Below are 18283 nucleotides of genomic sequence, written 5' to 3'. Positions count from 1 at the left end.
GAGCGGCAAGCCTTCGGCGACAAGCGCGAGCCACGCCAGGCGGCTGGGCGGTGCGCTGCCGTCTGGAGCTGAGCGGCGACGATATGGCGGGGCGGGATCGGGCGAGCGCGTGATCAGATCGGCAGGAAGCCGTCGGCCGGCGGCGTGAGCGGCAGCCATTCGGGAATGCGCCGCTTGGCCAGCCAGTATGGCCGCCATTGCGCGCGCCAGGCGGCGGCGTCGAAGCGCGGGCTTCTGTATTGGAAGCGTTTGGCGTCGATGTCGGGACGGTCCTGCGCGTGCAGCCAGCGTCGCGCGGCGATGAACACGTCGACGGGGACCTTGGCGTTGGCGAGGCCGGAGATCTCGCGGATGGTCGGCAGCACGAGGCGGTCGGCGCTCACCGACATGGTGGCGACGCGCGCGCCATCGCGGCGGATGCTCCAGAGGCGATATTCGTTGCCGGCGAGGCTTGCGCCGTAGGTGTGCGCGCAATGCTTCATCGCCGCCGCCTCGGCGCGAACGGCTTCGGCGGTGTGGAGGCCGATGAAGTCGTAACCATCGACGGCGCCGTCTTCGAGCCAAGCGTCGGCCACGGGGGTCTCGCCCAGAAACAGCGCGAGTTCGAGGCTGTCGCTCCAGGCGTAAGCGGCGTTGAGCGCGTTCTTCCAGTTCATGTCCCATTGCCAAGCGTCGCCTTTGACGGCGCCGTGGCGCGAATGCCATGCCCACAGCGCGACAAGGCGGCGCTTGCACGGGGGCTGGTAGCCGCGGCGGCGGCGCTTCGGCTTGGCGGGGTTCTCGCGCGCGAACCAGAGCGCAATTTCTTCGTCGGCGACATCGGCGGCGAGTGCGACGCTCTCCAGCCAACGGGGCGCGTGCGACCATGCGGCCGGCGGATGGTTGGCGATGCGGCGACGGAACGCGGCGCTGTCAGGAAGCTTGGGCAGCGCACGGTCAAAGGCTTCCGGCGAGAAATTGCGCAGCCAGAGCGGAACGCCGACGTGTTCGGCGATCGTCGCGAGCGGCGCGCCGGTGGTGACGAGCAGCATCGCTTCCCGCACATCGACGCGCGGGCGCGGAAACGCGAGCGCCACGAGCAGCGCCGGGAAGCTCGAGGCGAGATCGGCAATCCAGGCGTGTTCGGCCGCGAGCGCGCGGATGCGCGGCCGCAGCTCGGCGCGAAAACGCGCGAGACGAGTCTCCAGTTGAGCCTCGCGCACGCGCGCATGATGGCGCGCGCGCGTCGGCGCGTGTGCAAGTTCGATATGCATGGCCATTCATCGCCGCGGAGCGGCGAACGCTGGGGTGAGAGGTGTGGCGAACAGGCTCAGCCGCGCGTGTGCGCGGCGCGCTTCAAGTCGCAGTGAACAAAGCCCGGAGGCGTGAACAGCATTGCATCATCGCCTCCCTGTCAGGCGTTCAGAAGGAGCGCGTGCATACGTTATGACGCACGTGCGCGCAACGCGAATTTGCGCGCCTGCGCTATTTCTGGCGCGGCTGGCGGAGAATTTCGCTGGGGTCGGCGAACGCGCCGGCGCGCTGGGCTTTGAGGGCGCGGGCGAGCGTGCGGGCGGCGTTACGCACTTCTTCCTGGATGCTCTCGTCTTCGTCGAGCGCGTCGTGGCTGCTGGCGTAGGGCGCCCAGTAGCCGATGTAACGGTCGAGTTCGGCCATCGGCCCGGCGGGGCGGAGCTGCATGTAGCAAAGCCAATCGGAGAGCGCGCGGCGAGTGTTCTCGGCGCCTTCGACGTCGCCGTGCGCGACGACCGCGAACAGGCGGCCGGCGAGATGGCGCGGATAGTCCCAGCCCTGCAGCTCGATCTCCTTGGCTTTGGCGGCGTCCTTGCCGTGCGTACGGGTGGGATCGGGATTGCCGCCGTCGGCGCAAACCAGACGGTCGATCATCAGCTTGAGCGAGGACGAGGTATGATACCAGTTCACCGGCGTCACGATCATGACGCCGTGCGCACCGACCCAGAGCGGGTAGATGTCGTTCATCCAATCGAGCGTCTGGCCCATGGCGTAGTTCGGATAGCACGAGCACGGCCAGTGGCAGAGCGCAGCGGCGGTGGAGAAGCAGGCTTTGCACGGATGAATCTTGCGTCCGTACTCGGAGGCGAGATCGCTGAGGTTCAGCGGATCGATCTCGATCTCGCCTTCGGCTTCGATCGCATGGCGGGCGATCTCGGCGAGGCGGAAGGATTTCGACATTTCGCCCGGGCAGGTGTGCTCGCTGCGCGAGGAGCTGTTGATCAAGAGGATGCGGAGCGGCTGGGATGTGTCGTCGTGGCGCTGCTGCGCGGCGATGACGGCCTCGCGCGCATTCAGCCAGTCGACCGCGAGATCGTAATCGGACTCTTCGAAGCCGGGGCCCGCCTTTCGCGTGCGCGGGCTCTTGCGATATTCGCTGTAGCCGCGCCAGGCGGCGTCGGCGACGCGCTGCAGTTCGTCTTGTAAGGTGTCAAACGCCGGATCGATGTATTGGCTGAGGAATCGGCGCTTGAACTCGGCTTCGTCGAGCTGGACGTCCGGCATGCCCTTGCGCGGTTGCGGCGCCATAGCGGCCTCCTTCAGGCGGCGGACCAGAGTTGCACGCTGAACAGCGCGTCGGCGTCGCAGCAGACGCGGTCGACGCGGAAGCCGGCGTCGGCTGCGAGCGCCCTCAGGCCTTCGAGCGTGAATTTGCGCGAGTTCTCGATGTGGATGCGCTCGCTCTCGTCGAGTGCGATGCTGCGGCCGGCGACGCGTAGGGTTTGCGCGCGCTTGCTGCGCAGATGCATCTCGACGCGGCTCGCGGCGTCGTTGAAGCGGGCTGCGTAAGCGAAGGCGGCGGGATCAATGTCGGCGCCGAGTTCGGCGTTGATGCGCACGAGGATGTTCTTGATGAAGGCTTCGGTGACGCCGGCGCTGTCGTCATAGGCGGCTTCGAGGATCGCCGCGTCCTTGTGTAGGTCGGCGCCGATAATCATGCCGCCGCCAGGACCGAGCCGCGTGCGCCAGGCGCGGAGCAGGGCGAGCGCTTCGGCTTCGTCCAGATTGCCGATGGTGGAGCCAGGGAAGAAGGCGATGCGGCGGCGCCCGAGCGCGGGCAGGTCGAACGGCTCGGAATAATCGGCGCAGATGGCGACGATGTCGAGCTCCCGGTGCTCGGCGGCGAGGTTGAGCGCGGCGGCGCGCAGATGTTCGCGCGAGATATCGATCGGCACGTAGGCGGCGGGACGGTCGAGCGCATGGAGCACGATGCGCGTCTTGACGCTGGAGCCGCTGCCGAGTTCCGCGAGACAGGCGTCCGGGCCGATCCAACCGGCGATGGCGGCGGCGTTGTCGCGCAGGATCTGCGTTTCGGTGCGGGTCAGATAATATTCCGGCAGATCGCAGATGTGGTCGAACAGCGCCGAGCCGCGCGCGTCGTAAAGGAAGCGGCAGGGAACGGATTTGTGCGGTTGCGCGAGGCCCGCGAGCACGGCGCGCTCGAAGCTTTCCTGCTGCGGGCCGAGATCGATGAACTCGAAGCGGCGTGCGGGCTTGAGCTTGAGGCTAGAGGTCATCGGCCAGGCGCAATCCTGAGAAGGCCCAGCGCGCGCCGGGCGGAAAGAAGTTGCGATAAGTGTTGCGGATGTGGCCGGCGGGCGTGACGCAGGCGCCGCCGCGCAGCACCAATTGGCCGCACATGAACTTGCCATTGTATTCGCCGACTGCGCCGGGCGCGGGGCGAAAGCCGGGATAGGCGCTGTAGGCGGAGGCGGTCCATTCCCAGACGTCGCCGAACATCTGCGTGAGCGCGGCAGCGCGCGCCGGGCGCGGATGGAATTCGCCGGACTCGGCGAAGTGCGCGTCGTGGGATGCGGCGGCGCGCGCGGCGACTTCCCATTCCGCTTCGCGCGGCAGCCGTTTGCCGGCCCAGCGCGCGAAGGCGTCGGCTTCGTAATAGCTCAGGTGACAGACCGGCTCGGCCGGATCGCGCTTGCATTCGCCGGCGAGCGTGAAGATGTCGTCGCCGCGCCAATAGAGCGGCGCGCGCCAGCCCTGCGCGTTGATGGCGGCCCAACCGTCCGACAGCCAAAACTCCGGACGTGCGTAACCGTCGTCGGCGATGAAGGCGGCGTATTCGGCGTTGGTGACGCAGCGGTTGGCGATCGCGAACGGTTCGAGCCAGACTTTGTGACGGGGGCCTTCGTTGTCGTAGGCGAAGGCCTCGCCCGCGTGGCCGATCTCGTAGAGGCCGCCGGGAAACGACGTCCATTCGAGCGCGGGCGCTTCCGCTCCGCGCGGACGCGCCGCGGCGCCGTAGCTGGGCGCGAGCGGGTTCTGCGCGAAGAGGTGCTTGATGTCCATCAGGATCAATTCCTGATGCTGCTGCTCGTGATGGAGGCCGAGTTCGAGCAGCGGCGCGATTTCGCGCCACGCTGCGGCGGCGGCGGAGTCGATCAGCGCCTGCAGCGCGGCGTCGACATGGGCGCGATAAGCGCGCACCGCATTGAGGCGCGGACGCGAGAGCAGGCCGCGCGCGGGACGCGGATGGCGCGGGCCGGCCGCTTCGTAGTAGGAGTTGAAGAGATAGCCGAAGCGCGGATCGAACGGCGTGTAATGCGCGGCGTGCGGTGTGAGCAGGAAGGTTTCGAAGAACCAGGTCGTGTGCGCGAGGTGCCACTTGGTGGGGCTCGCGTCCGGCATCGATTGGATGGCTTGGTCTTCGGCTCTGAGCGGGGCGGCGAGGGCGCAGGTCTGCGCGCGCACGTCGGCGAAACGTGCAGCGAGATGGTCGCGCTCAACGGCGCGCGCAGTCCGGGTTTCCGCTGCGGTCAATCCGTCTCCGCCGTCTGCTAACCTGCGTTAGTCTGAACAGCGGCGGCGGTTACAAGTTCCCGTGCGGAACTTGCGTCAGGGCGAGGGCGGCGCGGCGGCCGAGGTCGCGGCGCTCGCCTCGGCGAGATAGGATTGCGCTTCGGCGCGCAAATCGAAACCTTCGGCGAGGATGTTGTCGACCCGCCAGCCTTCGCTCGTCTGCACGAGATCGTAAATCACGGCGCGCTCTTCGTTGCCGTTGATGACGAAGCGCGCTTCGAGCAGCGTGTGGCCGCTTTGCGCAGGCACGGGCTCGGGGCCGGTTTGCGGGCCGATCTCGAGGCCGGTGAGGCTTTGGCAATCCTGGCAATTGGCGGCGAGGTCGCCATCGATGAACGGCTCGCCGCGCGCGTCCGCCGCCGCTTCGGCGCGTTCGAGCAGCGCGATGAGATCGTCCGTCATCGGGATCGAGTCCGTAGGCGTGACCTCGCCACCGATGTGCTGCTGTACCTCGTCATAAATGCCGCGCACGGTGGCTTCCGCGCCGCTCTGTGGCGGCACGCAGGCGGTGAGCGCAAAGGCGAGTGCGAGTGAAAGACCAGCGTGCTTCATGTGACCCCCCGTGGCTGATGCGACGCGCCCGATGGATTACACGAGCGCGCGGGAGAGGCAAAGCGGAAGTCGGCGTCGATGCGAAGCGCACGAAGACGCTGACCGCATCACCAGCCGCCGCCCCCGCCGCCGCCTCCGCCGCCGCCGGAGGAGCCGCCGCCGCCGGAGCCGGAGGAGCTCGAGCTTTGCGGCAACGCGCTGGAAACGCCGGAGCTCATGTTGGCGACGAGCGCGCCGGTGAGGGCGCCGAGCGAACGTGAGCCGGACATGGTGGTCCAGTGCGGATCGTAACGCGCGGCTTCGTCCGGGATCAGGCGCTCGAAGTGGCGCGTCCACGGCGCTTCGACGCCGAGCGCGACGGCGAAGGGCAGAAAGCGCTCGTAGCGTTCGACCGTCATCGGCGGCGGCTGTTCGAGGCCGACCTCGACGGCGTTGAGCTGCAGCTTCTCGGCCTTCTCCATGTAGAGACGGAAGCCTTCGATCTCGGTGCGGACCTGCTGGCCCTTCTGCGTCGGCGCCGGCATCAGATAGAGGAAAACGCCGTTGAGCAGGATGAGCGCGATGATGCCGAGCGTGTGCCAGAGCGTCCACTGCGTCACTTGCGTCGCGGCGACGGCGATAATGATGGCGGTGAGGCCGATCGCGGCGAGCGTGTAGCCGATGTTCCAGCGGAAATAGGAGGCGCCGTATTTGCGGCCGAGCGCGGCGTTGAAGGCGTTGTAGGCGGCGGTGAAGGCGGAATCGTATTTGGCGCCGAGCGTCTTGGTGCGGCCGGTGGAGAAGATGGCGTTTTCGAGCGCGAGATCCTCCTGCGGGATGTTGGCGGCGCTCGCCCCTTCGGTGCGGCGCGTGAGCGTCGTGTTCTCCTTGTCCGACGCGTCGATCGAAAGCCGATCTTTCACCGCGAGGTTCATCAGCGTGGCGATCAGCGCGCGATGACCGGAGACGGCGCGATAGTAGATGTGGTGCGTCGCGGCCGGGGAATAGCCGGCGGGCGGCTCGTAGCGCGGAAAGACCGGGCCTCTGGTTGGGTCGCGGCCGACCTTGTTGAAGCTGTTGGTGAGGAAGACGATGAGGCCGGCAAGGCCGAGACCGAGAATGATGAGCGCGCCGTTGCGCTGCCACCAGCGTGCGAATTGGTCGCCTGTTGAAGGCGGATCGATGAGGCCCTTCTCGAAACCGACGGCGACGGTTAGGCCTTCCTGCGGCTGCAGCGTCCGCGTGGTGACGAAGCTGTGCTGGTCGCCGCTTTGGCGATGCTCGTAGGCCGTGCCGGCTTGGCCCAAGGCGCCGGTGTAGCCGCGCACGCCGGTGATGCGCGCGCCGGGCGGCAGGGCGACGACGGCGCGGGCGCGCAGAATCGGGAACGCCCAGTAATTGCCGGTCGCGTTCCAGTAGATTTCGTCATAGCCGTCGAAATAGCGGACCTGGTTCGCGACTTCGTAGCGGATCGTGAAGGTGTGCGCGCCGGGTTCGAGGTACACGTCGGGGTCGCCGATGCGGATTCGGAAGGCGTTGTCGTCGGTGCTGGTCTCGTAGGGCTCGTCGCTCCCGTCGCGCTGCACCTCCAGCACATCGTAATCGTAGGGCAGGACGGCGCCGTCGAGTTCGTAGGTGCGCGGCAGATCGCGAAAGATGCCGCGCTGGATCTGGGCGCCTTCGGCGATGACGTTGATCGTTTCGGTGACGACGATGTCGCCGTCGGTCTGCACCTCGATGCGGACATCGAACATGTTGATCTGTTCGCGCGCGAGCGCGGGCGCAGCGAACAGGAGCGCGAGCAGCGCGAGGAGAGCGGCGCGGAACGTCATGCGCCGCCGCCGAGATGCAGCGCCGGGGCGGCGCGGTTGGCGGATTCGATCTCGAAATACTGGCGCGCTTTGACGCCGCCGAGCGCGGCGACGATGTTGCCCGGCACGGTTTCGACCGCCGTGTTCAGCTCGCGCACGGCGCCGTTATAGAAGCGGCGCGCCATTTCGATCTTGTCCTCGGTGGCGGAGAGTTCGTTCTGCAGGTCGAGGAAGTTCTGGCTGGCCTTGAGCTCTGGATAGGCTTCGGCGACGGCGATCAGGCGCGCGACCGGACGCGAGAGCTCGCTCTCGGCGGCGCTGCGCGTTGTCACGTCGTCGCCGGCGGCGAGCGCGGCGGCGCGGCGGGCGGCGACGTCCTCGAACAATTGCTTCTCGTGCGCGGCGTAGGCTTTCACCGTGGTGACGAGCTGCGGGATCAGGTCGGCGCGGCGCTTCAGCTGCACGTCGATGTCGGACCAGCCGTTCTGCGCCATCTGCCGCTTGGCGATGAGGCCGTTGTAGAGAACGATCGCGGCGATCAGCACGATCGCGGCGACGGCGAGGAAGATGATGGCGGTCAAATGCGCCTCCGGAAGAGCGGATTTGACTTATACAACGGAATGAAACGGGCAAGCATAAGCTCGCCCGCAACTCAAATTAGCGGTCAGCTCAGCCGCCGCCAACCGCCAACCAACCGATCACTCCGAAGGCGACCCAAACCAACGTATCGAGCCACCAACGCGTGCGAGAGGATAGCGCCCGAATCACGGGGCCACCATGAGTCCGTACATGCCCCACATGGCGAACCAAAGCACGGCTGTCGTGGCCAACATCGCGGCCGGAGAAGGTATGGTCGTGCTTTGCATTTTGCGTCTCCGAAGCGAGAGGATGCTCTCAGCCGCCGGAACGCCCCGCTATAGAAGCCGACGATGAATTGAGGCTACACGCAAGGACGAGACCGCGCACGCTAATTCGCATCTAGTCGCCGCGAGGATGCATGCGCGTGACGAGATCGTCGCCCTTCCACACTTCAATAAGGGGCGTTCTGGGAAGTTCTAGTCCGGCGTACGTCGACGCATCGTCGTCACTGTCGAACGGAAGAAATTCCGAGCGTATCGTAACGCCGCCAGCGTCCGTGTATCGGATAGAATAGTTCATTCGCGCAGCTCCGTGGTACAGGCGCCAACGGCCTTTGCCTCAGGTCTGCGCTTGCTGTGGTGTAACCAGACATGGTGTGCTTGATGCGCCGCACAAGAGCTTGAGGGCGGGTAACGGTGAGTTTCACGCGTCCGCGCTTCAGCAGCAAAGGTTCGATGAACAGTTGGGACCGCTGAGCGTTGGCCCTATACGGGAGATAAGGCGCGGGTTCATCGACCGCTTTGCCCAACACGCAGGCTCTTATGGTTTGGTTTCGTAAATGGATTTCGGCGGCCGGCAGAACCAGGCGCTGCCGGCAATGCGGGCTGGCGCTCTTGTCCGAAGCTTCGTCACCGCGTCATCGTTGGAAAGTTCACCCCGAGGCTTGGATGCGGAAGTGCAAACATGCGCGCCGCGATGCGACGACGCCGTTCGATTGTCTGCACCTGCGCGCAGCAGCAAATGCGAAATCGGGGCGCGCCGCCGCCGGAGCGGCGCAGTCCGTTCAGAGCTGAAGAAAGACCCAGAGGATTGCCGCGACGGCCGCGGTCAAGATGAAGATCAGAAGGTTGGCGTCTGGGCCGCGACGAAGTCTCAGCCGCCGCAGACGCGGGTCCGTCGAACCGGGCGCAATGTGTTCTTCGCGCTGATAACGCTGCATCGGATCGCTCCTCGAAGGCGGGAGCACGAAGCGTCTCTCATGCGCCCGCGCCTGGATCCGTAGCGGGCCGCTGAGCTGGAGGTACGCGCATTGCGCGGCGAACGCCATCTGGATCAGCAGCCCGCTCAGGAAGCGAGTTGAGAGAAGTTGGCCCATATCAGGACTGGCCCCGCCACCGCTCGCTTGGCGCGGCCGCAGAAGGCGGCTTTACGTGTAAGACGGCGCTTGGTCGCGGGAAGCGATCCGCTCGCGAGTAAACAGCACTACGCGCCCCCCGCTCTATTCGCCACCAGATCATCCACAACACTCGGGTCTGCGAGCGTGCTGGTGTCGCCGAGATTGCCGAGGTCGTTTTCGGCGATCTTGCGGAGGATGCGGCGCATGATTTTGCCGGAGCGCGTCTTCGGCAAGCCGGGGGCGAATTGGATGAGGTCGGGCGTCGCGGTGGGGCCGATTTCGCGGCGGACGTATTGTTTGAGTTCGTCCTTCAGCGCATCGCTCGGCTCGACGCCTTGCTTCAGCGTGACGAAGCAATAGATGCCCTGGCCTTTGATGTCGTGCGGATATCCGACCACGGCGGCCTCGGCGACTTTGGTGTCCTCCACCAACGCGCTTTCGATCTCCGCAGTGCCGATGCGATGGCCGCTGACGTTCAGCACGTCATCGACGCGGCCGGTGATCCAGTAATAGCCGTCTTCGTCGCGGCGGCAGCCGTCGCCGGTGAAATACATGCCGGGATAGGTGCGGAAATAGGTCTCGAAGAAGCGCTGGTGATCGCCGTAGACGGTGCGCATCTGGCCGGGCCAGGAATCCAGGAGCACGAGATTGCCGCTGCCGGCGCCTTCGATGACTTTGCCGTTCTCGTCCACCAGAGCGGGCTTGATGCCGAAGAACGGCCGCGTGGCGCTGCCGGGCTTCATCGCCGTGGCGCCGGGAAGATTGGTGATGAGGGCGCCGCCGGTTTCGGTCTGCCACCAGGTGTCGACGACGGGGCAGCGCTCGTCGCCGACCGTGCGATAATACCAGAGCCAGGCTTCCGGATTGATCGGCTCGCCGACGGTGCCGATGAGGCGCAAGCTTGCCCGCGAGGTTTTCTTCACCGGCGCTTCGCCGTCGCGCATCAAGGCGCGGATGGCGGTGGGGGCGGTGTAGAAGGTGTTGACCTTGTGCTTGTCGATGACGTCCCAGAAGCGCGAATTGGTCGGATAGTTCGGCACGCCTTCGAACATCAAAGTGGTCGCGCCGTTCGCGAGCGGGCCGTAGACGATGTAGGTGTGGCCGGTGACCCAGCCGACATCGGCCGTGCACCAATAGATCTCGCCGTCCTTGTAGTCGAAGACGTACTGATGCGTCATCGCCGAATAGACGAGATAGCCGCCGGTGGTGTGTAGGACGCCTTTGGGTTTGCCGGTCGAGCCTGAGGTGTAGAGGATGAAGAGCGGATCTTCAGCGCTCATCGGCTCGGGCGGGCACACGGCGCTGACACTGGCGGCGGCGTCTTCGTAGACGATGTCGCGGCCGTCCTGCATCGGCACGCCGGCGCCGGTGCGGGTGACGACGAGAACAGTGTCGACGCCCGACGCGTGTTCGAGCGCGGCGTCGACATTGTGTTTCAGCGGAATGATCTTGCCGCCGCGCACGCCTTCATCGGCGGTGATGACGATCTTCGACTCGCAATCCTTGATCCGGTTGGCGAGGCTTTCCGGCGAGAAGCCGCCGAACACGACGGAATGGATGGCGCCGATGCGGGCGCAGGCGAGCATCGCGTACGCCGCTTCCGGGATCATCGGCATATAGATGGTGACGCGGTCGCCCTTGCTGACGCCGCGCGATTTCAGCACGTTGGCGAAGCGGCAGACTTCGTCGTGTAGTTCGCGATAGGAGATGTGGCGGGAAATGTGCGGATCGTCGCCTTCCCAGATGATGGCGACCTGGTCGCCGCGCTGTTCGAGATGACGGTCGATGCAATTGACCGAGGCGTTGAGAACGCCGTCTTCGTACCAGCGGATGTGGAAGTCGGCCTCGTTGAAGCTCGTGTCTTTGACTTTCGTGTAGGGCTTGATCCAATCGAGCCGCTGGCCGTGCACGCCCCAGAAGGCTTCGGGATCGGCCAAGGCGGAGGCGTGCATGGCGCGATAGCCCACATCGTCGACATAAGCGCGCTCGGCCCATTCCTTCGGAACCGGGATGACGACTGGATCAGACATGGGAACTCCTCCGCTCGGCGGCGAGCAAAGCACAAGCAGCGGCAATCGGGGAAGCGCAGGCGGCGCGAAAGCTTGCTGATTTGTAGGCTCATGCGGCGAAACCGCCGCCGCGCGATGCGCGTTGCGCGCGTCGGGCGAGGGGCGGGTTCCCCTGTGGAGAGTTCACATATGCATCGAACGCTAGCGCTGGCCGCTGCGGCCTTTCTCATCGCCGCGCCGGTGACCTTGGCCCAAACCACGCCGCAACCGTCGACGCCGCCCACGACACAACAGCCGGCGGCGACCACGCCGGCGCCGACACCGACACCAACGCCAGCCCCGACGACGGCTCCTGCGACGACTCCGCAGCCAGCGGCGTCCGCGACTGCGCCTGCCTCGACGCCGCCGCCGGCCGCGGCTGCGTCGAGCGAAGCTGCGCCGCAAGGCTGCCGCACGCGCAAGGATGCGGGCGAGCCCTGCGCATGCCTGTCGGACACGAGCCGCGTCGGCACGTCGACCGCGCACCCGGACGGCCATAACGTCTGCGTGCGTCCGGACTGAAGCAGACACGCCAGCCGCCGACGCGACGTGCGCGTCGGCGGTTCGCGCGAGATTGCAAAATTATCATCCCGCAGACCGGAACACCGCACGCGCGCTGCTGTTGGCCGTCCCGTGGCGGGGTCTGATGAAACACTCGAGGGAAATGATGAGACAGTTGCTCGCTACTGGCGCGATCCTCGCGCTCGCGATCGCCTTGCCGGCCTGCGCCGGAACGAACTCCGCCGATGAGACGAGCGCCGCCGCGGCACCGGCTGCTGCGCCCGCCGCTGCGGATGCGAGCGCAGAGCAGACCCCGGCAGCGCCGCCCGCTGGCGAAGCCGCGCCGGCGACGACGCCGCAACCGGAGCCGGAGGCTGCGGCCGCGTCAGCCGCAATGGCGGCAAGCGCGCCAGCAACTACGCCCGCGCCGGCGGCCGAGCCTGCCGCGGCGACGACGGCGGCGGCTGCCGAGTCCGGCGACACGCCGGCGCCTGCCGCCGACGAGGATGAGGAAAAGACCGAAGAAGCGGCGGCCGCAACGACACCGCCGCCGCAATAGCGCTGCTTAATGCGCCACTGACGCGGCGCGGCGGAAGACTGTGCGGATGGTGAAGTTGGAGACGAGACGGCGTACGCCGGGAAGCTTCGACAATGTTTCCTGGTGTACCCGCTCGTAGCGGTCGTCGTCGGCGATGACGATGCGCAGCAGATAATCGCTCTCGCCGGTCATCAGGTGACAGTCCTGCACTTCGCGGCAGCGCGCGACGGCGCGCTCGAACGCGGCCATGGTCTCGCTCTTCTGGTTATCGAGCGTGACGGCGACGAAAATGGTGGCGCTGCGGCCGAGCGCCTTCTCCGAGAGGATGGCGGCGTAGCCCTCGATAACGCCGGCCGCCTCCATCGCCTTGACGCGGCGGTGGCAGGCCGAGGGGGATAGGCCGACGCGCTCGGCCAAGGCGGCGGCGGTAAGCGCGCCGTCGCGCTCCAGTTCGACTAGGATTTTGTGGTCGAACTCGTCGAGCTGGATGGGAGAATTTTGCGACATTGAGCTCGTGACGCTGTGAATTAGGCGGTGACGCGGCATCGAATAGCAAAATATCGAAGAAAATGCACGTCTGCTGCGATATTTCCCCGGCGATCAGGAGAAATTCCCATGCGCGTCGGCTGCCCGAAAGAAATCAAGGTCCATGAATACCGCGTCGGCCTGACGCCGGAGAGCGCGGCGGAGCTGGTGCGCGCGGGGCACGAGGTCTTCCTCGAGACCAAAGCGGGCGAAGGCATCGGCGCGCCGGACGAGGTGTACGAGAAGGTCGGCGTGAAGATTCTGCCGACGGCGGACGCGGTGTTCGAGACCGCCGAGATGATCGTCAAGGTGAAGGAGCCGCAGGCGGTCGAGATCGCGCGGCTGAAGCCGCACCACGTGCTGTTCACGTATCTGCACTTGGCGCCCGATCCGGCGCAGGCCGAGGGCCTGATGAAGTCCGGCGCGACCTGCATCGCCTACGAGACGGTGACCGATCGCGACGGGCGTCTGCCGCTGCTGAAGCCGATGTCGGAAGTCGCGGGCCGGATGTCGATCCAGGTCGGCGCATACTTCCTGGAGAAGGCGCATGGCGGGCGCGGCGTGCTCTTGGGCGGCGTACCGGGCGTGCAGCCGGGCAATGTCGTGATCCTCGGCGCGGGCGTCTCGGGCTATAACGCGGCACAGATCGCCGTCGGCATGCGCGCGCGCGTGCAGGTGTTCGACAAGAATCCGGCGCGGCTCGAAGAACTCGACCGCGAGTTCAACGGCCGTTTGGAAACGGTGTATTCGACCTCCGCCGCGATCGCCGAAGCGATCAAGGACGCGGACGTCGTCGTCGGCGCCGTGCTGGTGGCGGGCGCCGCCGCGCCGAAGCTGATCACGCGCGACATGCTGAAAACGATGAAGCCGGGCTCGGTGCTGGTCGACATTTCGATCGATCAGGGCGGCTGCTTTGAAACCTCGAAGGCGACGACGCACAGCGAGCCGACCTTCGTGGTGGACGGCATCGTGCATTATTGCGTCGCCAACATGCCGGGGGCGGTTTCGCGGACGTCGGCGTTTGCGCTCAACAATGCGACGCTGCCGTTCACGCTGGCGCTGGCGAACAAGGGCTACAAGAAGGCGCTGCAGGACGATCCGCACCTGGCGAACGGGCTCAACGTCTACGAAGGCGCAATCACGCACGAAGCCGTGGCGAAGGATCTGGGCAAGCCGTTCAAGCGGCCGAGCTGGTTAGGCTGAGAGTTAAAAGCCGTAGCGCGCCAGCGCTTGAGTCACCGTGTTGCGCAGCGCTTCGCCGCGGAAGGGGAAGGCGCGCAGGAAGTCGTCGCGGGTGAAGCGGGGGGCGCGGATGCGGACGGCTTGCTTCCAGCGTTCGGCTTGGGCGACGTCGCCGTTGCGGTCGTGCGCGACGATCGCGATCATTCCGATGAGTGCGTGCGCGCCGGGCGAGAGTGCGGCCTGTTCGGCCCAGTGCGCGGCTCCGGCGTGTTCGTCGCGGACGAGGTGGGTGAAGGCGCGCACGCCGAGCATGCCATAACGCAGCGGGTCGAGCGGGCTCAGCGCTAAAGCTGCGTCGGCATTGTTTCGACCTTCGCAAGCGTCGCCGAGCAAAGCGAGTGTCCAGGCGCGGGAATAGCGCGCCTGCGCGTAGTTCGGATTAAGCGTATTGGCGCGTTCGAGCCAGGGCAGGCTGGCGTCTAGATCGCCGCTCAGCCAATGCGCGCGGCCCATGGTGAGATTGCCGAACGGATCGGCGGGATCGCGCTCGAGACATTGCTCGGCGTAGCGCCGCGCGAGGCGCGTGGATTCGTCGGTATTTCGCGTGTAGCGCAAGAATGCGTTCTGGAAGTGGGTGAAGGAAAGGCCGGCATAGGCTCGGGCGAAGTCGGGATCGCGCGCCGCCGCTTGGGCGAAATAGCGCGTGGCGGCGTCGTTGTCGTCCTTGGTGAAGCGGAACATGTGTTGAAGGCCGAGATGGTAGGCCGACCAAGCGTCGAGGCTGTCGGGCGGTTTGAGCTGCGCGCGGCGGGCTTCGGTGAGTGGGATCTGATATTCGAGTGCGCCGATCACGCGTTGGACGATCTCTTCGCGCACATCGTGCGCGCCGGCGAGCGGGCATTGGAAGCGTTCGCTCCAGATGATGCCGGCGTCGCCTGCGTCGCTGAGTTCGACCGTGACGGTCATCGCGGCGCCGAGCACTTCGACGAGGCCGGTCAGGCAATAGCGGACGCGCAGCTGCGCGCGGACTTGCTCCAGGTCTTGCGCTGGGTCGCGGAAGCGGAAGGACGAGGCGCGGGCGATGACGAAGAGCCAATGCAGGCGCGAGAGCGCGGTGATCAGATCCTGCGGCAAGGCTTCGGCGATGACGTAGTGCGGGCCGGCGTCACCCAAGAGGCGGAAAGGCAATACGGCGATACGCGGGCGAACATCCTCCGCGGGCGCTTCGGCTGGCGGCTGCGGCGCCGGCGCGATCTCGATTGTCGCGCGCATCGCGACGTCGCCGACGAAGCGGAAGCCTTGGCCGCGGATGGTGCGGATGAGACGCTGGCCGCGGCCGTCATCGCCCAGAGCTTGGCGGGCGGATTTGATGCGGCTGGCGATGGCCGCGTCGGAGATGAAGCGCCCGCCCCAGACGCGGGCTACGATTTCGTCCTTCGGCACCATGCGATCGCGGTTTTCGATCAGCAGCGTCAATAGCGCGAAGACCTGTGGCTCGACCGGCGTGGCCGCGCCGTTCGCGCGCAACTCGACACGGGCGGTGTCGAGTTCGAAGCCGTCGAAAACATAAGTCACCGGCCGATCTTAGCCGGTTGCGGCCATTTCTCCAGATAAGCTCCAGACGGTCTGCAAGCTTGGGCGGCGGGGCGGGACTAAGGAGAGGGAGGCTTTCAACAAGGAGAACGAAATGCCGCTCGTAACGATCGAAGTGATCAAGGACGTTTTCACGCCCACCCAGAAGCAGGACATGATCCAGAAGGTCACCGACGCAATGGTCGCCATCGAAGGCGAAGCGCTGCGCGGCGTCACCTGGGTGCGCGTCCAGGAAATCCAGCAGGGCGACTGGGGCATCGGCGGCAAGACGCTGACCGCGGGGGATGTGAAGGCGCTGGCGTCCAGTAAAGCAGCGTAGAGGAGGCGGCGATGATCAAAGGCAGCGCGAGCGGGGTCGCGGCGGCTTTGCTGATGGCGGGGTTGTTGGGCTGTGCGGATCGCGCTGCCGGTCCCGCGGCGGCGGCCGGCGTCGAGGCGCCGCTCACCCGGCTCGCTCAAGACGCGGCTCTGCAATGGGCGCCGTGTCCGGCGATTTTCCCAGCGGGGTGCGAGATCGCCGTGCTGCACGGCGATCCGGCGCAGCCCAACGCTGACGTGTTTCTGCGTGCGCCCGGCGGCGGCTATCGCTTGCCGGCGCATACGCACACATCGGCGGAACAGATGATGCTGGCGGCGGGCGAACTAGCCGTGCACTACCAGGGCGCCGAAGCGACGATGCTGACAGCCGGCGAATACGCGTATGGGCCGGCCGGCCTGCCGCACGAAGCGACGTGCGTCAGCGCCGAACCTTGCGTGCTGTTCATCGCGTTCGAAGGACCGGTCGACGCGACGCCGTTCGAAGGTGAACTGGAATGAAATCTGCGGCTCGGGCGCTCGACCGTCCGGCCCGAGCGCCGATTTAGTCCGGGCCGATACGGAGCAGGCCGCGGCTGCGGCCGGTGCTGGTGTCGGTCGTGTTCATCGCTTCGAGCAGGCGTTCGCTCGGGACCAGGAACGGTTGAAAGCGCGCGTTCACGTCGCCGACGAAGACGAGATCCTCTTCCGGCAAGTAGCCGAGGATCGGCGAGATGTGGCCGTGGCCCTCGCCCCAGAGGGCGGCGCGGTTGAAATTGACGACGTAGCGCACGGAAGGGTCATTCGCTTGCGCCAAGTGCGCGCGGAACGCCACCAGATCCAGGTCGCGCAGAATTTCGACGCGCCGCCCGGTGGCGATGCGCAGGATTTCCGCTTCTTGATCGAGCGTGACGCCGGGAACGAAGCCGAGAAACGGTCTGATGCTCGTGCCGTGCAGCACGGTGGTCTGGGTGACGTCGGCGCCGAGCGATTGGGCGACGTTGGCCGCCGAGGTCGGGCCGCAGAAACTGGGATTGGCCTGGTATTCGAAGCCATCGTCGCGATATGCGGCGGCGACCGGCAGCGCCCAAGCGCGCGCAAGCAGTGCGGGGTCCTGGTAGGTCGGCGCGTCGGCGATGGAGACCACGTGCGCATAGCGCGGATCGTGATCGGCTTGGTGGAGCATGAAAGCCACGCCGGCGCCGCCCAGCGTCACCAGCGCGACGAGACCGAGGAGGAGGTTTCTCAGCAGGGTCATTCGCGTCCCTCCGGCGCTTTCCCGCGGCGGTCATGTTCGCCCAGGCCGGCTGAGCTGTCTGCTTAAAAGCGCGACTGGTTTGGGTTGCAGTAGAACTGGCGTCATGGCTCATTGTGTCGGGCTCGCGCCTTTGGTTTTTCTGACTGGTGGGGGAGCGAATGCTGGTCAGGGGATTTGTCGCGTTTCTTTTGGCGCTGTGCGCCTCGAGCGTGGGCTCGGGGCAGACGCCCCGCATGGAGCCGCCGCAATGGCTGGAACGTCCCGACGGCGCAGCATTCGAACGCTTTTATCCGGAGATCGCTCTGCACCAAGGTGTGGTCGGCCGCGTTCAGCTTCTCTGCACGGTCAATCTGGACACGACGGCGGCATGCGAGGTCGGGACCGAGCAGCCATCGGGCTGGGGTTTCGGCGACGCCGCGACGGCGTTGGCCCACACGTTTCGGATCAGCCCTGCGCGTGTCGACGGCCGCCCCGTGCCGGGAGGCCGTATGCGCGTGCCACTGCGATTTTTGGTGGGGGGAGATGAGGAGCTTCCGTCCGACATGCCGCCGGACGTGCGCGAGTTTCTCGGCGATGTGCCGAGGCTAGATCTACCGCTTTGGGACGCGGCGCCGACGGCGGCGGCGCTGCGCGCAGTTTATCCGGCAGCCATAGAGGGCTCGCCGTTGCTCGGGCGGGCGGTGCTGTCGTGCCGCGTCGAAACCGACCGCAGTTTGGACTGCGAGCGCTTGATCGAGACACCGGAGGGCGAAGGCTTCGCCGCTGCCGCAATGACGCTCTCACGCCAGTTCAGGGTGTCGGAATTCGATGCCGCGTTCGTGCGCCGGCATAAGGACGAACCTTTCCTGCTGCCAATCAATTTCGGCGGGTATCCGACGCAGCAGCCGCTGAGCACATGGTATTCCGGCTCGGGCGCCATGCACCTGCCGCCGCCGCCCGATTTCATCGTCGATATGATCTATCCGGCTGCGGCGCGCGAGGCGGGTATCGCCGGTCAGATCGTCATGCTGTGCACGCTTCGCGAAGAGCCGCCGGCGGCGTGTGTCGTGGAAGAGGAAACGCCGGCGGATTGGGGCTTCGCGGACTCGGCGCTCGCGGTCTTCGCCGGCGCGCCGCTCGACGCCGAATCCTTCGGCTTGCTGCCAGGAGACCAGGTCAGGTTTCCGATTGCGTTCAGGCCGCGGACTTGATGCGTTCGCG

General features: G+C 66.4%; 18 protein-coding genes. 6 read left to right on the top strand and 12 right to left on the bottom strand.

Translation table 11 applies throughout. The features are described 5' to 3' along the window. Positions 1 to 113: 113 nt before the first annotated feature. The 9 genes from VEA80_RS14220 to acs all read right to left on the bottom strand — a co-directional run bounded on the left by VEA80_RS14220 (position 114) and on the right by acs (position 11174). Positions 114 to 1253, bottom strand: coding sequence for a hypothetical protein (locus VEA80_RS14220; protein ID WP_325061419.1), 1140 nt, complete (start codon positions 1251 to 1253; stop codon positions 114 to 116). Positions 1254 to 1464: 211 nt separating this feature from the next. After that, positions 1465 to 2541 carry a flavodoxin family protein gene (locus VEA80_RS14215; RefSeq protein ID WP_325061418.1) on the bottom strand — a complete coding sequence of 359 codons (1077 nt, stop codon included), beginning with the start codon at positions 2539 to 2541 and terminating at the stop codon, positions 1465 to 1467. An 11-nt stretch (positions 2542 to 2552) separates the two neighbouring features. Then, complete coding sequence (gene egtD, locus VEA80_RS14210) at positions 2553 to 3530, bottom strand: L-histidine N(alpha)-methyltransferase (protein WP_325061417.1); 978 nt, start codon at positions 3528 to 3530, stop codon at positions 2553 to 2555. Next, entirely contained in the window at positions 3520 to 4788 is a 1269-nt protein-coding gene (gene egtB, locus VEA80_RS14205) for an ergothioneine biosynthesis protein EgtB (protein ID WP_325061416.1), read from the bottom strand. The genes egtD and egtB overlap by 11 nt, the downstream gene beginning before the upstream one ends. A gap of 75 nt (positions 4789 to 4863) precedes the next feature. Further along, positions 4864 to 5379: a hypothetical protein gene (locus VEA80_RS14200; RefSeq protein ID WP_325061415.1), complete on the bottom strand. Its 516-nt coding sequence runs from the start codon at positions 5377 to 5379 to the stop codon at positions 4864 to 4866. 107 nt (positions 5380 to 5486) lie between these two features. Then, on the bottom strand, positions 5487 to 7190 hold the full coding sequence (locus tag VEA80_RS14195; protein ID WP_325061414.1) for a DUF2207 domain-containing protein: 1704 nt from the start codon (positions 7188 to 7190) through the stop codon (positions 5487 to 5489). After that, positions 7187 to 7750, bottom strand: coding sequence for a LemA family protein (locus VEA80_RS14190; RefSeq protein WP_325061413.1), 564 nt, complete (start codon positions 7748 to 7750; stop codon positions 7187 to 7189). Before VEA80_RS14190 ends, VEA80_RS14195 begins: the two co-directional genes overlap by 4 nt. Before the next feature lie 1061 nt (positions 7751 to 8811). Next, complete coding sequence (locus tag VEA80_RS14185) at positions 8812 to 8967, bottom strand: hypothetical protein (RefSeq protein ID WP_325061412.1); 156 nt, start codon at positions 8965 to 8967, stop codon at positions 8812 to 8814. Between the two features lie 263 nt (positions 8968 to 9230). Then, on the bottom strand, positions 9231 to 11174 hold the full coding sequence (gene acs, locus VEA80_RS14180; protein WP_325061411.1) for an acetate--CoA ligase: 1944 nt from the start codon (positions 11172 to 11174) through the stop codon (positions 9231 to 9233). Positions 11175 to 11342: 168 nt separating this feature from the next. Between acs and VEA80_RS14175 the strand changes: the two genes are divergently transcribed. Both VEA80_RS14175 and VEA80_RS14170 read left to right on the top strand, forming a co-directional pair. Next, entirely contained in the window at positions 11343 to 11714 is a 372-nt protein-coding gene (locus VEA80_RS14175; protein WP_325061410.1) for a hypothetical protein, read from the top strand. Between the two features lie 145 nt (positions 11715 to 11859). Then, positions 11860 to 12252: a hypothetical protein gene (locus VEA80_RS14170; protein WP_325061409.1), complete on the top strand. Its 393-nt coding sequence runs from the start codon at positions 11860 to 11862 to the stop codon at positions 12250 to 12252. Between the two features lie 6 nt (positions 12253 to 12258). Here the strand turns inward: VEA80_RS14170 and VEA80_RS14165 are convergent, their stop codons facing one another. Beyond that, positions 12259 to 12738, bottom strand: a complete 480-nt coding sequence (locus tag VEA80_RS14165; RefSeq protein ID WP_325061408.1) for an Lrp/AsnC family transcriptional regulator — start codon at positions 12736 to 12738, stop codon at positions 12259 to 12261. 108 nt (positions 12739 to 12846) lie between these two features. Here VEA80_RS14165 and ald point away from each other — a divergent pair, with 108 nt between their 5' ends. Beyond that, complete coding sequence (gene ald, locus VEA80_RS14160) at positions 12847 to 13959, top strand: alanine dehydrogenase (RefSeq protein ID WP_325061407.1); 1113 nt, start codon at positions 12847 to 12849, stop codon at positions 13957 to 13959. Positions 13960 to 13962: 3 nt separating this feature from the next. On the opposite strand, the gene VEA80_RS14155 is transcribed toward ald, so the two are convergent. Beyond that, positions 13963 to 15513 carry a winged helix-turn-helix domain-containing tetratricopeptide repeat protein gene (locus VEA80_RS14155; protein WP_325061406.1) on the bottom strand — a complete coding sequence of 517 codons (1551 nt, stop codon included), beginning with the start codon at positions 15511 to 15513 and terminating at the stop codon, positions 13963 to 13965. A gap of 112 nt (positions 15514 to 15625) precedes the next feature. On the opposite strand from VEA80_RS14155, the gene VEA80_RS14150 reads away from it, so the two are divergent. Beyond that, positions 15626 to 15850, top strand: a complete 225-nt coding sequence (locus VEA80_RS14150) for a tautomerase family protein (RefSeq protein WP_325061405.1) — start codon at positions 15626 to 15628, stop codon at positions 15848 to 15850. Positions 15851 to 15861: 11 nt separating this feature from the next. Then, positions 15862 to 16347, top strand: a complete 486-nt coding sequence (locus VEA80_RS14145) for a cupin domain-containing protein (RefSeq protein ID WP_325061404.1) — start codon at positions 15862 to 15864, stop codon at positions 16345 to 16347. A 43-nt stretch (positions 16348 to 16390) separates the two neighbouring features. Here VEA80_RS14145 and VEA80_RS14140 read toward each other — a convergent pair whose 3' ends face one another. Further along, positions 16391 to 17083 carry a phytochelatin synthase family protein gene (locus VEA80_RS14140; protein WP_325061403.1) on the bottom strand — a complete coding sequence of 231 codons (693 nt, stop codon included), beginning with the start codon at positions 17081 to 17083 and terminating at the stop codon, positions 16391 to 16393. A 158-nt stretch (positions 17084 to 17241) separates the two neighbouring features. On the opposite strand from VEA80_RS14140, the gene VEA80_RS14135 reads away from it, so the two are divergent. Beyond that, positions 17242 to 18273, top strand: coding sequence for a hypothetical protein (locus VEA80_RS14135; RefSeq protein WP_325061402.1), 1032 nt, complete (start codon positions 17242 to 17244; stop codon positions 18271 to 18273). Positions 18274 to 18283: the final 10 nt, after the last annotated feature.

The sequence above is a fragment of the Vitreimonas sp. genome (assembly GCF_035627415.1).
GTDB lineage: Bacteria > Pseudomonadota > Alphaproteobacteria > Caulobacterales > Aquidulcibacteraceae > Vitreimonas.
This window is presented reverse-complemented; position numbering and strand designations above follow the sequence as displayed.

Coding starts and splice junctions, on each gene's coding strand:
- VEA80_RS14220 (WP_325061419.1), bottom strand. CDS start 1,253: ATGCATATCGAACTTGCACACGCGCCGACGCGCGCGCGCCATCATGCG.
- VEA80_RS14215 (WP_325061418.1), bottom strand. CDS start 2,541: ATGGCGCCGCAACCGCGCAAGGGCATGCCGGACGTCCAGCTCGACGAA.
- egtD (WP_325061417.1), bottom strand. CDS start 3,530: ATGACCTCTAGCCTCAAGCTCAAGCCCGCACGCCGCTTCGAGTTCATC.
- VEA80_RS14200 (WP_325061415.1), bottom strand. CDS start 5,379: ATGAAGCACGCTGGTCTTTCACTCGCACTCGCCTTTGCGCTCACCGCC.
- VEA80_RS14195 (WP_325061414.1), bottom strand. CDS start 7,190: ATGACGTTCCGCGCCGCTCTCCTCGCGCTGCTCGCGCTCCTGTTCGCT.
- VEA80_RS14185 (WP_325061412.1), bottom strand. CDS start 8,967: ATGCAGCGTTATCAGCGCGAAGAACACATTGCGCCCGGTTCGACGGAC.
- acs (WP_325061411.1), bottom strand. CDS start 11,174: ATGTCTGATCCAGTCGTCATCCCGGTTCCGAAGGAATGGGCCGAGCGC.
- VEA80_RS14175 (WP_325061410.1), top strand. CDS start 11,343: ATGCATCGAACGCTAGCGCTGGCCGCTGCGGCCTTTCTCATCGCCGCG.
- VEA80_RS14170 (WP_325061409.1), top strand. CDS start 11,860: ATGAGACAGTTGCTCGCTACTGGCGCGATCCTCGCGCTCGCGATCGCC.
- VEA80_RS14165 (WP_325061408.1), bottom strand. CDS start 12,738: ATGTCGCAAAATTCTCCCATCCAGCTCGACGAGTTCGACCACAAAATC.
- ald (WP_325061407.1), top strand. CDS start 12,847: ATGCGCGTCGGCTGCCCGAAAGAAATCAAGGTCCATGAATACCGCGTC.
- VEA80_RS14150 (WP_325061405.1), top strand. CDS start 15,626: ATGCCGCTCGTAACGATCGAAGTGATCAAGGACGTTTTCACGCCCACC.
- VEA80_RS14145 (WP_325061404.1), top strand. CDS start 15,862: ATGATCAAAGGCAGCGCGAGCGGGGTCGCGGCGGCTTTGCTGATGGCG.
- VEA80_RS14140 (WP_325061403.1), bottom strand. CDS start 17,083: ATGACCCTGCTGAGAAACCTCCTCCTCGGTCTCGTCGCGCTGGTGACG.
- VEA80_RS14135 (WP_325061402.1), top strand. CDS start 17,242: ATGCTGGTCAGGGGATTTGTCGCGTTTCTTTTGGCGCTGTGCGCCTCG.